Annotated in this window: 13 protein-coding genes; 6 read left to right on the forward strand and 7 right to left on the reverse strand. The window is 65.9% G+C overall.

Annotation, left to right across the window (positions count from 1 at the left end):
• Window positions 1-45 precede the first annotated feature (45 nt).
• The 5 genes from FG91_RS15785 to FG91_RS15805 all read left to right on the forward strand — a co-directional run bounded on the left by FG91_RS15785 (window position 46) and on the right by FG91_RS15805 (window position 5,065).
• Window positions 46-792 carry a hypothetical protein gene (locus FG91_RS15785; protein WP_152568138.1) on the forward strand — a complete coding sequence of 249 codons (747 nt, stop codon included), beginning with the start codon at window positions 46-48 and terminating at the stop codon, window positions 790-792.
• Window positions 789-2,885 carry a TonB-dependent receptor plug domain-containing protein gene (locus FG91_RS15790; protein ID WP_037516678.1) on the forward strand — a complete coding sequence of 699 codons (2,097 nt, stop codon included), beginning with the start codon at window positions 789-791 and terminating at the stop codon, window positions 2,883-2,885. The genes FG91_RS15785 and FG91_RS15790 overlap by 4 nt, the downstream gene beginning before the upstream one ends.
• Window positions 2,886-2,902: 17 nt before the next feature.
• Complete coding sequence (locus tag FG91_RS15795; RefSeq protein ID WP_037516681.1) at window positions 2,903-3,280, forward strand: reverse transcriptase-like protein; 378 nt, start codon at window positions 2,903-2,905, stop codon at window positions 3,278-3,280.
• Window positions 3,281-3,361: 81 nt separating this feature from the next.
• Entirely contained in the window at window positions 3,362-3,853 is a 492-nt protein-coding gene (locus FG91_RS15800; RefSeq protein WP_327195845.1) for a hypothetical protein, read from the forward strand.
• Window positions 3,854-4,024: 171 nt separating this feature from the next.
• Entirely contained in the window at window positions 4,025-5,065 is a 1,041-nt protein-coding gene (locus tag FG91_RS15805) for a rod shape-determining protein (RefSeq protein WP_037516687.1), read from the forward strand.
• A 6-nt stretch (window positions 5,066-5,071) separates the two neighbouring features.
• Here the strand turns inward: FG91_RS15805 and FG91_RS15810 are convergent, their stop codons facing one another.
• The 5 genes from FG91_RS15810 to FG91_RS21100 all read right to left on the reverse strand — a co-directional run bounded on the left by FG91_RS15810 (window position 5,072) and on the right by FG91_RS21100 (window position 11,206).
• Window positions 5,072-6,097 (reverse strand): adenosine deaminase, encoded by a 1,026-nt coding sequence (locus FG91_RS15810; protein WP_037516690.1) that lies wholly within the window; start codon window positions 6,095-6,097, stop codon window positions 5,072-5,074.
• The gene (locus FG91_RS15815) at window positions 6,090-6,665 is read right to left on the reverse strand and encodes a phosphoribosyltransferase (protein WP_037516693.1); all 576 of its coding nucleotides are present in this window, start codon (window positions 6,663-6,665) and stop codon (window positions 6,090-6,092) included. Before FG91_RS15815 ends, FG91_RS15810 begins: the two co-directional genes overlap by 8 nt.
• A gap of 209 nt (window positions 6,666-6,874) precedes the next feature.
• Window positions 6,875-8,689, reverse strand: a complete 1,815-nt coding sequence (locus tag FG91_RS15820; RefSeq protein ID WP_037516696.1) for a DUF885 domain-containing protein — start codon at window positions 8,687-8,689, stop codon at window positions 6,875-6,877.
• A 252-nt stretch (window positions 8,690-8,941) separates the two neighbouring features.
• Entirely contained in the window at window positions 8,942-10,600 is a 1,659-nt protein-coding gene (locus FG91_RS15825) for a M28 family metallopeptidase (RefSeq protein WP_037516699.1), read from the reverse strand.
• An 87-nt stretch (window positions 10,601-10,687) separates the two neighbouring features.
• The gene (locus FG91_RS21100) at window positions 10,688-11,206 is read right to left on the reverse strand and encodes a hypothetical protein (RefSeq protein WP_152568140.1); all 519 of its coding nucleotides are present in this window, start codon (window positions 11,204-11,206) and stop codon (window positions 10,688-10,690) included.
• 195 nt (window positions 11,207-11,401) lie between these two features.
• Here FG91_RS21100 and FG91_RS15835 point away from each other — a divergent pair, with 195 nt between their 5' ends.
• Window positions 11,402-12,115 (forward strand): 2OG-Fe(II) oxygenase, encoded by a 714-nt coding sequence (locus FG91_RS15835; protein WP_037516702.1) that lies wholly within the window; start codon window positions 11,402-11,404, stop codon window positions 12,113-12,115.
• Window positions 12,116-12,123: 8 nt separating this feature from the next.
• On the opposite strand, the gene FG91_RS15840 is transcribed toward FG91_RS15835, so the two are convergent.
• Both FG91_RS15840 and FG91_RS15845 read right to left on the reverse strand, forming a co-directional pair.
• Window positions 12,124-14,283 (reverse strand): S9 family peptidase, encoded by a 2,160-nt coding sequence (locus FG91_RS15840; protein WP_037516705.1) that lies wholly within the window; start codon window positions 14,281-14,283, stop codon window positions 12,124-12,126.
• A gap of 266 nt (window positions 14,284-14,549) precedes the next feature.
• A partial coding sequence (locus FG91_RS15845; protein ID WP_327195846.1) for a L,D-transpeptidase family protein occupies window positions 14,550-15,913 on the reverse strand: 1,364 nt, incomplete at its 5' end.

Raw genomic sequence — 15,913 nt, forward strand, 5'->3', positions numbered from 1 at the left:
CGAGCGATGACGCTCGCCCGGCGCACGGAGGGAGGAGTGCACCAAATGAAAGCCCTGTTATTTGCCGGCGGCGCCGCTTTGCTGTCGATCCTCGCCTGTTCGGCGCCGACCGCCGCCGCCGATCCGCTCGTCCTGAGCGACGTCAGCTGGGTCGCCGAGCCCGCGGGCGGAAAGAAGGGCGCGCCGCGCGTGCGCATCCAGCACAGGAAGTCGAGCAGCGACCAGAGTTTCGACGGCTCGCGACCCCATTTCGCCGCCGCCGAGGCCGCGCTGGGCCGGAAAACGCCGGGACCGGTCCGCTTTACCGTGACGCACGACGCGGGGACGCTGGCATGCACCGGCACGCTGACCCGCGCGTTCGAGGGGAAGGGCGAATGCCGCTTCACCTCCGACCCCGCGTTCGAGCGTGCGCTCGGCGAACGCGGACTGGCGCCCGGCCGGCGGTCGACCTTGCTTGCGATGCTGATGGTCGATGCGACGATCGAGCTCGCCGACGGGCTGACGCGCGAGGGCGTGCGGCCGAAAGATGCCGACGATCTGATCGCGGCGGCGGCGCTCGAGGTGCGGCCCGAATTTATCCGCGATTTGAAGTCCGAGGCGCTGGTGCTGACCGAAATCGAAGATGCGATCGCGTGCAAGGCGCTGGGCGTCGACGGCGCCTATGTGCGCGGGCTCGCCGCAGCGGGATATCGGAAACTGAGCGCCGACGAGGTTGTCAGCATGAAGGCGATGGGCGTCACGGGTGAATATGCGCAGGCGATGAACCGCGCGGCGGGGGGGATTTCCAAGTGAAGCGATGGACCAGCCTGATTGCTGTTGCGGCCGTGCTCTCTACGCCTGCGCTGGCGCAGGAGACGGCGGCGCCGACCGGCGATACGCCGCCGCCCGCGCCGGCCGCGATCGCCCCGACCGCCACGAGCTCGGCGCGGCAGGTTTATGCGCCCGCCGACTTCGCGCGCTACGCGCCGAAGAATGCCTATGACATGCTGATCCAGGTTCCCAGTTTCCAGATCCGCGACAATGAGAATCTGCGCGGGCTGGGACAGGCGACGGGCAATGTGCTGTTCAACGGCGAGCGGCCGTCGAACAAGGCCGACGACATGTATACGCAGTTGTCGCGCATCCCCGCGGGCAATGTCGAGCGGATCGAGATCGTCGACGGCGCGACGCTCGATATCCCCGGCCTGTCGGGGCAGGTCGCCAATATTGTCTATCGCGCCGACGCTTTTTCGGGGCAGTTTTCGTGGAAGCCCGAATTCCGCGCCCATTATGCTGACCCGCTGTTCACCCGCGCCGACGTGTCGGTGCGCGGCCGCACCGGCGCGGTCGAGTATGAGGTCGCGCTGAACAACGATGATTCGGCGCGCAGCGCTGCAGGCGGGCCGACTTTGATCTATGACGGCGCGGGGAACACCATCGAACGGCGCAGGGACATCTGGAATACCCATTACGACACGCCGAAGCTGTCGGGGCGCATCACCTGGGATCCCGCCGGCGATACCGTCGCCAACCTCGGCGGCCACTATCAGCGCATATATGATCGCTATTACGAGGATGGTGTGCGTATCGGGCAGGGTCTGCCGGACCGTATTCGCACGGTGTACGAGAATGAAGACAGCTGGAATTACGAGGTCAGCGGCGATTACCAGTTCGGGCTGGGGCCGGGGAAGCTGAAGCTGATCGGGCTCCGCCGGTTTAGCCACGAGCCGTACCGCCAGGAAATCGTCACGACCCCCGCGGGAGGCACCGCAACCGGCGATCGCTTCATGCAGACCGGCGACATCGGCGAGACGATCGGGCGCGGCGAATATCAGTGGAAGATGTTCGGCGGCGACTGGCAGCTGTCGGGCGAAGCGGCGTTTAATACGCTCGACAATGTCGCGTCGATCGCGGTGCTCGATCCCGCGGGGGTGTGGGTCGACCAGCCCTTCGCAGGCGGCACCGGCGGGGTCAGCGAGGATCGCTACGAAGCGTTGCTGAGCTTCGGGCGCAAGCTGACCGACAAGCTCAATTTCCAGATCATCGCGGGCGCCGAGCATTCGACGATCACGCAGACGGGCATGCACGGCCTGACGCGCAGCTTCTTTCGTCCCAAGGGCTCGATCTCGCTGGCGTGGACCCCGTCGCCCGATTTCGACATTTCGGTGAAGCTGCGGCGACGCGTACTGCAGCTGAGTTTCTATGATTTCCTCGCACGTGCTTTCCTGAACGACGGCAACCAGAATGAGAGCAACAACGACCTGCGGCCGCAGCAGGACTGGACCTATGAGGCCGAGATCAACAAGAAGTTCGGGGCGTGGGGTTCGACCAAGATCATCTTGATCTATCGCGACGTCGAAGATCGCGTCGACGTGATCCCGATCGGGACCAATGGCGAGGCGGTCGGCAATATCGCGAAGGCGAAAGCGGGCGCGATCGACTGGACGGCGACGATCAACCTCGATCCTGCAGGGATCAAGGGGATGAAGCTCGAACCCCGGATGTTGCTGCAGAAAAGTTCGCTGCGCGATCCCTTCACCGGCGAGAAAAGGCAATGGAATGGCTTTACCGACACGGTGATCAGCCTGGGCCTGCGCCACGACATAGCCGGCAGCGACTGGGCGTGGGGCGGCGACGCCGAATATACGCATTCTCAGCCCAATTATCGTCGCACGCAGGTCGACAAGGTTTGGGAAGGGCCGGTTTGGGCATCGGTTTTCGTCGAGCACAAGGATGTGCTGGGGCTGACCGTCCGGGCGTCGATCCGCAACATCGCCAATGCGCGGTCGAAGCGCGACCGGACGGCTTATACCGGGGTTCGCGGCGAAAGCCCGGTCAGCTTTATCGAGGAACGCGACCGGCTGATTGGTCCGATCTTCTCCTTTTCGGTGCGCGGAAAGTTCTGACCGGCTAAGGGAGTTCGATGGTGGCGCGCCGCATCAAAATCTATTTCGACGGCGGGTGTCGGCCCAATCCGGGGAAGATGGAAACCGCCGTCGTGACCGGAGGCGCCGCGATGGTCGTGCGCGACGCGGGGATCGGCAGCAGCATGGATGCCGAGTGGCTGGCGCTGATCGCGGCGCTGCGGCTGGCGCAGGATCTGGGGTTGACCAATTTTGTCCTGCTCGGCGATGCGGTGGCGGTGGTGGAACAAGCGAATGATGTGGTGCGCGCGCGCGGCGACGCCGCGGCGCATCAAGCCACTTTCCGCGCGCTCATCGGTGACGGTCCGGCGCCGAACATACGCCATATCAAGCGGACGCAGAATCTGGCGGGGATCGCGCTGGCACGCGGGCGATAACGCACCGAAGGACTGTCCATCGGGGTCACCAGTTGTTAAGCGACGCGTACCTATCCTTTGGTGGCCCAATGGAAGACCCGCGTGTTGAAGCCGACCCACCCCTTGCCTGTTCATCACAGCTGGCCGCTTTACGAGCGTGATCGCTTTTTCGAACTTGGGCAGCTTCATCACGGCGATACGCTCGATCCGATTCCCGACGTCGTCGATGTCGCGGCGCGGCTGTTGCCGGTGCGCGCGCGGATCGGTCAATGGGAATGCGACCTTGCCGACAACAACCGGCTGAGCTGGTCGGACGAGGTTTATGATATTTTCGGCATTCCGCGGCGGGCTGCCGTCACGCGCGACGAGGCGGTTGCGTTTTATGCCGAGGAGTCGCGGGCGGCGATGGAGAAGCTCCGCGCCTATGCGATTCTGCACCGGCGGGGCTTCACGCTCGATGTCGAAATCAGGCCGGCACAGGCGCCGCGGCGATGGATGCGGCTGATCGCGGCGCCGGTCTGTGTGGGCAACAGCATCGTCCGGCTGCAGGGCCTGAAATTCATCGTTCCGGGCTCGGGTGGTCCCGAATTTTGAACCGATCGTTCAATCGGGCCTGAGAAACCACCGTTCTGGCAGGATTGATCGCGGCTTTCGTTGACGCGGGTGCGCCTTCGCCGCAGTCGATATGGGACAGACGTTGCGGGCGCCGAAGGGCCGGCCGCGCCTGATTCTTCCACCCATTCCCGAAGGCATTTGCCCCGTCTTATGAAGTTTTTTAATCGGTTTGCGTCGGCCGCGCACGACATGGCCATTGACCTGGGTACTGTGAACACGGTGGTGTACGTGCGCGACAAAGGTATCGTACTGAACGAGCCGTCGGTCGTTGCGCTGGAGACGCGCGACGGCATCCGGCGCGTCAAGGTTGTCGGCAATGAAGCCAAGCCGATGATGGGCAAGACCCCCGACAATATCCAGGCGATCAGGCCTTTGAGAGACGGCGTGATCGCCGACATCGACGTCGCCGAACAGATGCTGAAGCATTTCATGGACAAGGCGCAGGGCGGCGCGAGCCGCTTCATGCAGCGCAGCAACGTCGTGATCTGCGTGCCATCGGGATCGACCATGGTCGAGCGCCGCGCGATCCGCGATGCCGCGACGAACGCGGGCGCGGTGTCGGTGCAGCTGATCGAGGAATCGCTTGCCGCCGCGATCGGCGCCGGTCTGCATGTCACCGAACCAAGAGGGGCCATGGTCGTTGATATCGGCGGCGGCACGACTGAAGTCGCGGTCCTGTCGCTGAGCGGCGTCGCGTACAGCACGTCGGTGCGCGTCGGCGGCGACAAGATGGACGAGATGATTTCGTCGTCGATCCGCCGCCGGCACAATCTGATGGTCGGCGAAATGACCGCCGAGCGCGTGAAACTGACGATCGGCTGTGCGACCCCGCCCGTCGGCGATGGCATGATCATGGGCGTCAAGGGCCGCGACCTGGTGACCGGCCGCCCCGCCGAAGTGCGGGTGACCGAAGCCGAGATCGCTGAGGCGCTGACCGAGCCGGTCGGGCAGATCGTCAGCGCGGTGCGCGCGGCGCTGGAACAGACGCCGCCCGAGCTGTCGGCTGATATCATCGACGAAGGCATCACGCTCACCGGCGGCGGCGCGCTGCTGCGTCGGATGGACGAGGCGATTGCGCGCGCGACGGGACTGCCGGTGACGGTCGCCGACGATGCGCTGATCTGTGTCGCAATGGGAGCCGGGCGCGCGTTCGAGGACCGTGCCTATCATGGCGTGCTGATCGCGGCGTAAGGCCGATCAGGCGTAGGCGTCGATTGCCGCGAGGTGGCGCGCCTTGTCGGCGTCGCCGAGGAATGAGCCGGTGAAGCTGTTACGCGCGAGCGTGATGAGGTCGTCCTTTGAGAGATTGAGGGCGTCGGCGACGGCCTGATAATTGGCGTTCACATAGCCGCCGAAATAGCTGGGATCGTCGCTGTTCACCGTCGCGCGGAGACCGGCGCTCAGCATGACCTTGAGCGGATGGTCGGCGATGTCGTCCACGACGCAGAGCTTGAGGTTCGAGAGCGGGCAGACGGTGAGCGTCATGCCCTCGGCCGCGAGGCGCGCGACGAGCGCGGAGTCCTCGAGGCTGCGGTTGCCATGGTCGATGCGGTCGACTTTCAAGAGGTCGAGCGCCTCGTGGACATAGGCGGGCGGACCCTCCTCGCCCGCGTGAGCGACGATCTTGAGGCCGAGGCCGCGGGCGCGGGCGAAGACGCGTTGGAACTTGGCAGGCGGGTGGCCGACCTCGGAGGAATCGAGGCCGACGCCGTCGATGCGATCGAGGTAAGGCAGCGCCTCGTCGAGTGTCTTTTCGGCGTCGGCTTCGCTGAGGTGGCGGAGGAAGCACAGAATGAGCTTCGACGTCATGCCGATGCGCGCCTTTGCGTCGTCGAGCGCGCGGGTGATGCCCGCGATGACGGTTTCGAACGCGATACCGCGTGTCGTATGCCCCTGCGGGTCGAAGAAGATTTCGACGTGGCGGACGGTGTCGGCGTGGGCGCGCGCCAGGTAGGCGGCGGTGAGGTCGTAGAAGTCCTGCTCGCTGTGGAGGACGCCCATCCCCTGATAATAGATGTCGAGGAAATCCTGGAGATTCGAGAAGGCGTAGGCGGCGCGCACTTCCTCGACGCTGGCGAAGGGGATCGCGACATGGTTGCGCTGCGCCAGCTCGAACATCAGCTCGGGTTCGAGCGAGCCTTCGATATGGAGGTGGAGCTCGGCCTTGGGCAGGCCCGCGATGAAGGCGGCGCGTTCTTCGGCGGATACAAAACCATCAGGCATCGGGCTTGTCCTCCTCGCGCAGGATGATCGCCGCTTCGGGCTTGTGCTGGCGGATTTCCTCGATCGTCAGCCCGTCGACCTCGTGCGGGAAGATCAGCCACTGGTCGGTTTCGTGGACGAAGAAATCGGGGCGGAGGTCGGTGACGTTGCGGCCGGGTTTGAACCAGACGGTCGCGATGCGGATGTCGCGGGGCATATTGTGGCGGCAGCGTGCCTTCAGTTCGGCAATGAAGGCGCGAATGCTGCGCCCGCTGTCGAAGACATCGTCGATGATCAGCAGCCGGTCCTCGGGGTTCAGCGTGTCGATCAGATAGCCCAGCGCGAAGACTTTGACGTGCGCGTCCTGCTTGTCGATGCCGTGGTAGGACGAGGTGCGGATCGCGATATGGTCGCAATGCTGGCCGTGATAGTCGAGCAATTCCTGCACCGCGATGCCGACCGGCGCGCCGCCGCGCCAGATGCCGACGAGGTGCGTCGGTTTGAAGCCGTTGTCGAGCACCTGCATGCCGAGCCGGAAGGAGTCGGCGAGCAGGTCGTTCGCGCTGATGAAGATTTTCTCGGCGGTCATGCGTATGGATTAATCGCGCGCGAGGAGCGGGGCAAGGCGGGTATCGACCGATTGATGCCGAACTAATCCCTTCGTCATTCCCGCGAAAGCGGGAACCCAGGGATGGGCCAGCCGACGGACGCTCTGGGTTCCCGCTTTCGCGGGGATGACGACGTAAGGAACGGGCAGCCTTCGCTCCCCACCCCAAAACCGACGTCAGCGTCGCTGCATCACTTCTTCTTCGCCGCGATATAGCGCGTCACCTGCTCTTCGAGGATGTCGAGCGGTAGCGCGCCTTCGCTCAGCACCGCTTCGTGGAAATCGCGAATGTCGAAGCGCGGGCCGAGTTCGCTTTCAGCGCGCTTGCGCAGCTCGGCGATCTTGAGCTGGCCGACCATGTAGCTCGTCGCCTGACCCGGCCAGTTGAAATAGCGGTCGACCTCGCGCGCGATGTCGGTGTCAGACACCGAGCTGTTCGTCTTGAAGTAAGCGATCGCCTGTTCGCGCGTCCAGCGCTTCGAATGGATGCCGGTGTCGAGGACGAGGCGGATCGCGCGCCACACCTGCAGCGACAGCATGCCGAAGCGGTCATAGGGGGTCTTGTAGACGCCCATCTCGTTCGCGAGCCGCTCCGAATAGAGACCCCAGCCCTCCATATAGGCGCCGTAGCCACCGAACTTGCGGAACTTGGGGATCCCGGTGAGTTCCTGCTGGCGCGCGATCTGGAAATGGTGTCCCGGCGCGCCTTCGTGCGCGGCGATGCCGGCGACTTGCACCTTCTGCGTCTGGTTCATGTCGACGAGGTTGACGTAATAGATGCCGGGGCGGGAGCCGTCGGCCGAGGGCGGGTTGTAGAAGGCTGTCGACGCCGTCCCCTCGCGCCATTTTTCGACCGCGCGCACTTCGAGCGCCGCCTTGGGCAGCACGCGGAAGTAGCGCGGCGCGGCGGTCATCACCGACGCGATCACCGCGCGCGCGTCGGCGAGATAGGTTTCGCGGCCGGCTTCGGTGTTCGGATATTTGAGCTTCGGATCGGTGCGGATGTGGTCGAAGAATTGCTCGAGCGTTCCCTTGAAGCCGACCTCGCGCTTGATCGCCTCCATCTCCTGCCGGATCGCCGCGACCTGGGCGAGACCAAGGTCGTGGATCTGGTCGGCGGTGAGGCTGGTGGTGGTCGAACTCTTCAGCCGGTCGGCATAATAGGCCGCGCCGTCGGGGAGGTTCCATGCGCCGAAATTGCCCTTCGATTTGGGGTCGATTTCGTCGATCGCGGCGATCAGCGTGGCGTAGCCTTGCTTGAACGGCCCGGTCAGCGCGGCGCTCGCGTCGGCGATCAGCTTCGCCTTGGTCGCTGCAGGGGCATCCAGCGCATCGACCTTTTTGCGGAAGTCGGCCATCAGCGTCGAATCGGCGCCGCTGCCAAAGGGCGCGCCCGTGATCACCTTGAGCGCGTCGGCGCGCGCGGGGGCGAAATTGACCTTGTTGGGCACGATTCCTGCGGCTGCCTGTTCGCGCATCGTCGCCGCGACTTCGCGCATCACGCGGTCGGTGTCGCGCAGGCGGGCGATATAGGCCTCGGCGTCCTGCACGTTGTCGACCTTGTGATTGTTGATCAGCAGCACCGGGATAGCGCCGGCGGGGCTGCCGTTCGTCGAGACGGGGAAGCGCAGCTTGCGGAAGCGGAGCGATTCGCGGCCGCGTTCGACTTCATATTCGAACAAGCGGTAGCTGACGCGCGCGCTCTCGCCGAGCTGGTCGGGCTTGAAGCGCGCGTGCATGTCCTTGAGCTGGCGCTCGGCCAGCTCCTGCTCGCGCACCGATGCGGCATCGGTGTAATCGTCGAGCTTGCCGTAATTGGTCTTGAGGCCGAGCTGGGTTTGCGATTCGGGGCTGAGGCCTAGCCGCTCTTCGAACGCTTGATCGAGGAAGTCGAGCAAGGCCTGATCCTGCGCGCCGGCTTGCGGCGCCGCTTGTGCGAAGGCGGGCGCGGTCATCGGCGCGAGGGGCAGGACGGGGAGCAGCATCAGGGCAACGGCAAAGCGCATCACATTCTCCTATTCGAATGAGGGGCTTGTTGCGCAGCGCCGGGCCGGGCGCAATATTATTTCAGCGGTTTGGGGTCGCTGCCTGCCTGTTTCGTGTCGGCTGTTATCTGAGGAGCTGCCCCATTTTCGTCATCCCCGCGAAAGCGGGGACCCAGAGCGTCCGTCGGCTGGTCCGTCCCTGGGTTCCCGCGTTCGCGGGAATGACAAAGAAAAGAGGGTAGGAATGGGTCGAAACCAGTCGTCGCAGCCCGCCTATTTCCGCGACGCGGCGCTCTTGTCGCGGATCGCCTTGAATTCGCTGCCGTCCTTCCAGCCGGGCCATTTGGCCGAGCGGGCGAGTTCGTCGCCGATCGTGTAGAAGACCGCGATATCCTGCACCGCGCCGTCGAGGTTCCAGCTTTCGTCCCACGCGTCGCAGGCCTGATGATAGCATTTGCCGGTATAGACATCGACCCACGCCTGCCCCGCGGGCTTGCCGCCCTCGACGAGATCGGAGGCGCCCGCGATGCCCATCATCAGGAGGACGGGAACGCCGCGCTTGGCGAGGCTGAAATGATCGGCGCGGTAGAAGAGGCCGCGTTCGGGCAGGCTTTCGACGCTGACGGTGCGGCCCTGCGCTTTGGCGACGCGCGCGAGATCGTCTTCGAGCGTGCCCTGTCCCTTGCCGACGAGGACGACGTCCTTAGCCTTTCCGGCGGTCTGGAGGATGTCGAGGCCGAAGTTGGCGACGGTCTTTTCGGCGGGGAAGATCGGGTTTTGGGCATAGGCTTCGGAGCCGAGCAGCCCGCGTTCCTCGGCGGTCCAGAAGGCGAAGGCGATCGTGCGGTCGGGGGCGGGCGCCGCCTTGAACAGCCGTGCGATCTCGAACAGCCCCGCGACGCCAAGCGCGTCGTCGTTGGCACCGGCGCGGTAGATGCGGCCCTTTTCGTCGGGCGGCCCCTCGCCATAGGCATCCCAGTGCGCGCCGTACATGATCACCTCGTCGGGGCGCTTGGCGCCGGGGATTTTCGCGAGGACATTCTGGCTCTGCACGACTTCCTGCGTCACCGGGATCGCGGCGTTGAAGCTGGTGTCGAGGTCGATGGGTTTGAAATCCTTGCGGCGTGCTGCGGTGCGCAGCTTTGCCAGATCCTGTCCGGCGTTGGTGAACAGGGCCGTCGCGGTTTCGCCCGAGATCCATCCCTGGAGCGCGAGGCTCGTCACCTTTTCGGGCGGCATGACGAGGCCGTAATTTTCACCACCCGGTGCTTTGACGACGTTCCAGCCGTAGCCGACGCCGTCGGTGTCGTGGACGATCAGCGCGCCAATCGCGCCGCGGCGTGCGGCTTCCTCGAACTTGTAGGTCCAGCGGCCATAATAGGTCATCGTCCGGCCGCCGAACTTGCCGAAGCTGTCCTCGCCCTTCGCCGCGACGAAATCGGGGTCGTTGATCAGGAAGACAGCGACCTTGCCCTTGAGGTCCTGTCCCTTGAAGTCGTCCCAGCCGCGTTCGGGCGCGGTGACGCCGTAACCGACGAAGACGAGCGGGGCGTTTTCGATGACGGCGCGGTCCTTCGGCTGGAGCGTCGAGACATAGATGTCGGTGCCGAAAGTCAGCGGCATCGCGGTGCCCTTGCGGTCGAAGCCGAGCGTCGTCGGGGTGCCGAGCCGCGTGTGGAGCAAGGGCACGGGCTGGGTCCAGCCGCCGTCGGTGCCAGCGGGTTCGAGGCCGAGTGCCTGCAGCCGGCCGATCAGGTAACCGATCGTGCGTTCCTCGCCGATCGTGCCGGGCGCGCGGCCCTGAAACTGGTCGGACGCGAGCGTGCGGACGGTCTGGGTGAGGTTGGCGGCGTCGATGGCGGGGGCGTTTTGCGCCGCGGCGGGAATGGCGAGCAGGGGGAGGAACAGGGCGGCGGCGTGGCGCAGGGACATGATGAATCGATTCCGCTTTGGGGGAGGAGGTCGAACCCTAGCATGGTCATGCGCTTTGTGAACCGGTGCGGCGGCGATTGCGGTGGCTTAGAGTGCGATCAGCAAGGCGGCGAGCGTCGCGGCTGCGATCGCGAGCAGCACCGCGGCGCGGAGGCCATAGAGCCGCAGGAGGCGCGCCGTTCGTGGCTCGGCGGGGGGGCCGGCGGCAGCGGCGGCAGGCGCGGCTTCGGGCCACACATCGCCGATGCGGTTCGGAAAGCCGGGCCGCGACGACAGATCCGGCCCGCTGATCCCGCTGGCGAGCGCGAGCTTCTCGAAAGCGACCGCCATCTTTCCCTGCTTGAGAATGCGGGCGACCTGCCCCTGTCGCGGATCGTCGGACGAGACGGGGAGCGCGCCGACGAGGCGTTCGACCTCGGTATCGAGTGCGTGCAGGTCGTCGATCGCCTCCATCGCGCGCGACCGGTCGCCGCGTTCGAGCGCGAGTTGTAGCCGCGTTAGCGACAGAAAGCCGACGCGGCAGAACTGGAGCCCCAGCGCATAGTCGTCCGCTGTCGCGAGCGGGCCCGTCGGATCGGGCTCGTGCCGGGTTGAAAGGGCGCTCATCATCCTTGCTCCTGTCCTCACTCGCCCCTGCAAGATCGACTAGCGAGAAGAAGCGCGGGCGCGGAAGCCCCGATCAGGCCCGCTGTGCCCCGGATGCGCCGGACGGTGGCCCGGCATGGGGCTTTCAGTTTGAAAGCAAGAAACGGGGCGCAGGTTGGCGCGCGCGGTGGCATGGCCCGGTGCATGACGGACACCATGGAAACACACATCGTTGCGCGTATCGAAACGCTGGACTGGGGCGCGATCGCGGCAGCGCTCGACCGCGATGGGTGGGCGGTGCTGCCTGGGTTGCTGAGCGATGCCGGGTGCAATGAGGTTGCGGCGCTCTATGCAAGGGAAGCGGGGTTCCGCAGCCATGTCCATATGGCGCGGCACGGGTTCGGGCGCGGCGAATATCGCTATTTCGCCTATCCGTTGCCGCCGCTGGTCGCGGCGCTGCGGAGTGGGCTGTATCCGTCGCTCGCGCCGATCGCCAACCGCTGGCACGAGCGGATGGGGATGGCAGTGCGCTTTCCCGCCGACCACGCTGAATTTCTGGCGCGGTGCCATGATGCGGGACAGCGGCGCCCGACGCCGTTGCTGCTGCAATATGGCGCGGGAGATTATAATTGCCTGCACCAGGATTTGTACGGCGAGCATGTCTTTCCGTTGCAGGCCGCGGTGCTGCTGTCAGTGCCCGCCGACGACTTCAGCGGCGGCGAGTTCGTCTTGACCGAGCAAAGACCGCGGATGCAGTCGCGCGCCGCTGTCGTGCCGCTCACAAAGGGCGATGCGGCGGTGTTCGCGGTGAACGTCCGGCCTGTGCGCGGCGCGCGCGGCGACTATCGCGTCGCGATGCGCCACGGGGTCAGCGAAATCCGGTCGGGGCGGCGGTACACGTTGGGCGTGATTTTCCACGACGCGACGTAGGTGCCTGCCTATTTCGCCGCCGCATTGCCTGCCGGTCGCGTCCAGCCCTTCTTGTATTTTTCGAACCAGGCGAGGATTGCCGATGCCTTGGCGGCCGATTGCGACGGGCGCGCGGCGATGCTGCCGTGGCTGGCGCCGGGGACCTTGATCAGCGCGCTGGGCACGCCGCGGAGGCGGAGCGCGGTGTAATATTGTTCGGATTCGCTGACCGGGGTGCGGTAATCCTCTGCCCCGACGACGACGAGCGTCGGGGTTTCGACATTGCCGACCAGCGAGAGCGGGGAGCGGGACCAGAAGAGTTCGGGCTTTTCCCACGGTTCGGCGCCGAGCCAATAGGGGCCGAAAAAGCCGGGGCCGTCGGCGGTGAGCGCCTGCGTCGTCCAGTTGATCACCGGCTTTTGCGTGACCGCGGCCTTGAAGCGATTGGTCTTGCCGACGATCCAGCTGGTGAGCACGCCGCCGCCCGAGCCGCCGGTGACGAAGAGCGCGTCGGGGTCGGCGACGCCGAGTTCGATCGCGCGATCGACGATGGAGATGAGATCGAAATAGTCGTTGCCCGGATATTGCTTGTCGATCTCGTTCGCGAAGGCCGCGCCATAGCTGGTCGAACCGCGCGGGTTCGCCGAGAGCACCGCATAGCCGCTGGCGGCGTAGAGCTGGTTGTCGGTCGAGAAATGGCCGCCATAGGCCGCGAAGGGCCCGCCGTGGATTTCGAGGATCAGCGGCACGCGCTGGCCGTCGCGGTAGCCGGGCGGGAGGGTCAGCCAGCCCTCGATCGTCTTGCCGTCGTGGCTCGATGCCACGGTGATCTTGCGGACCTCGCCGAGCGACTTCACTTCGCGCAAGCTCCGGTTGAGGTCGGTGAGGATGCGCGCCGTTCCGCCGCGATTGAGCTGCACCTCGGCCGGGCGCGTTCCGGTGCCACCGGTGAAGGCGATCGCGCCGCCGTCCGACACGCTGAAGCTGCCGCCCGTATAGGGCCGGTCGAGCCCGCCGCCCGAAAGGCCGGTCGCGGCGGTGCGCACCGCGCCATCGAGGCCGATGCGCGCGACCTTGGTTTCGCCATGATCGTCGTACTGCGCATAGACGGACTTGCCGTCGGCGCCCCACTGGATCGCGTCGATGCCATAGTCCCAATTGCCCGTCAGGCTGCGCTTGCCCGACCCGTCGCGGTTCATGACGTAGAGCTGAGTGTTTTCGTAAGCGCGCAATTTGTCGTCGAAGCCGAGGTAGGCGATCTTGCCGCCGTCGGGCGAGACGAGCGGATTGGTGTCGGGGCCGTTGCGGTCGGTGAGCGCGGTGACCGTGCCGCTCGTCACGTCGAGCGCGTGGACTTCGCTCTCGACCGGGTCCTTCTCCCAGTCGGGCTTGCGGTTCGCGCTGAAATAGAGGGTGCGGCCATCGCGTGACCAGCTCAAGGGACCGCCGTCGTGATAGGGGCCGAAGGTCAGCTGGCGCGGCGAGCCGCCGGTCGCGGGGACGACGAAAATCTTTTCGAAGCCGGGTTCGAGATAGCCTTCGCCGTCGGCGCGATAGGCGAGAAGGTCGTGGATCTCGAGCGGCTCGGCCCATTTCGCGCCCTCGGGCTTGTTTTTCGGTGCCGCGCCGAAGCTCGGGCCGTCGTCCTTGACGAGCATCGTGTAGGCGATCGAGCGGCCGTCGGGCGACCAGGCGAGGCTCGACGGGCTGGTCGGCAGGCCGGTGAGGCGCACCGCCTCGCCGCCGTTCATCCAGCGCACCCAGAGCTGCGCGCTGCCGCCCTCGGTCGAGGCGAAGGCGAGGCGCTTGCCGTCGGGCGACCAGCGCGGCGAAAAGGCGCCGCCGCTACGGCCCGCGACAGGGGTTTCCTCGCCCGTCGCGGTGTCGATCAGCCAGATCGAGCTGACCGCACGGTCGGACATGATGTCGTTCGAACGACGGACATAGGCGATGTGGCGCCCGTCGGGGCTGATCTGCGGGTCGGAGGCGATCGAGAGGTCGAAGAGGTCGGCGCCGGTGAGGCGGCGTTCGGGGCCCTTGCGCGCGCTGCCGGCGGCGGCGGCCGACATGGGAGCAGGCGTTTCTGCGGCGGGCGCGGGCGATGCGGCGGGCGCCGGTTCTTCTTGTGCAAAGGCCGGCTGCGAGGAGAGTACGAGCAGGCTCGCACCGAGGATAGCCAGTTTGCGCATGAAGATTCGCCCCTTTTTTCAGTGAGAGGGCAGGTCTGTACGTTTCGCCGGAGCGGGTCAACTGTCGGGGTTGCATACAATCGTGCCCGCTTGCCTTCCCCCTTGATGGGGGAAGGATATGCAGCCTTGCCGCTTCGGCGGCCAGGCGGAGTTGGATGGGGGTGAGGGTGCGATCTTGCGCAACATCGCGACCGCACCCGCTCCGCTGCAACTAGCCAGCAAGCTGGCAAGTTTCGCTGCCTCCCCCATCAAGGGGGAGGGATTGGTCAGCCGTCGCGGCCGTAGACGTCGTCGCGGAAGGCGAGGCCGCGGTCAGTCGCGACCGCGGTGATATAGGTGAGGTAGACGGGGACCTCGACGGGGAGCGCGACCGCCTGTTCGGGGGTCTTCGATTTGGTGTTGATCGAGCGGTGGAGCAGCCACTGGCCGAGCGCGGCGGCATTTTCGAGGCGGATGCAGCCGTTCGAAAAATGGCGGTCGGGCTTTTTGAGCAGCGCGCGTTCGGGGGTGTCGTGGAGGTAGATGCCCTCGTCGTTGGGGAAGAGGAATTTGACGCGGCCCATCGAATTGGCGCCGCCGGGAAGTTCGCGCAGGCGCAGGATCTGATCGCCGGCGGCGACCGCGGGCCAATCGATTTCGGCCGCGTCGAGCTTGCGCGGGTTGGGGCCCCAGTCGGAGAGCGCCTCCATGCGCAGCGACGCGAGGCTGCGGCCGGCGAGCACCTTCGGCGCGATGCTTTTCTGCGCGAGATAGTCGGGGACGTTCCAATAGGGGTTGAGGATCGCCCATTGTAGCTTGCCCGCGAGCATCGGCGTTTGCGTTTCGGGCGCGCCGACGACGACCTTCATCGACCCCGCGCGCTTGCCCGATCCATAATACCAGAGCTGGCCCGATGAGGCGTCGACGACGATGTGATGAACATATGGGCCGGGGAGGATACGCGTGCGGTCGAGGTTGAGGCGGAGGCGCGCCATCGCGTCCCTGGGCGCGCCGTCTGCCAGCGCGCGGCCCATAGCCAAGCGGAGGCGGACATAATGTTCGCTCATCCAGCCCATGTTTTTCATATAGGCGCCGAAATCCTTGGGGAAGGCGGCGGCGCGCAGCACCGCGTCGGCGTCGGCCTTTTTCGGGCGAAGCGACTTGTCGGCATATTCCATCCTGGCCTTGCCCGGGCTGCGCATGTCGCGGACGTAGCGCGCGAAGGATGTCGAAAGCGCCACCTCGGCACGCGCGAGCGCTTGCGGGTCGCCGCCGCCGGTGCGCGCAATCAGCGCTTCGAGCTTTTCGAGGTCATAGGATGAGGGTTTGAGGTCGTCGCGCGCCGCGGTCGACAGATAGCCGAGCAAGATCGCCGCTTCGGGACCGACCTTGCCTGCGCGCACCCAGAGCGGCTTGTAGCCGCGCGCGGCGTAGAAGCGCTTGACGTCGCCGCTCGCTTCTTCGCGGATCGCGCCGACGAGTGGAATCGCCGCACCCTGCGCTGCGGGCGCCGCGAAGGCGGGCGGGGCGAAGGTGGTGCCGAGCGCCAATCCGATCAGGAAAAGGGGAGCGCAGCGACGCTGCGCTCCCCGAAACTTGGTAATCAGCCGCGTTCTCCCAGTCGCGTCGGCGCGATCCGCGAAGAAGCGAG

Source organism: Sphingopyxis sp. LC81, assembly GCF_000756375.1.
Lineage (GTDB): Bacteria > Pseudomonadota > Alphaproteobacteria > Sphingomonadales > Sphingomonadaceae > Sphingopyxis.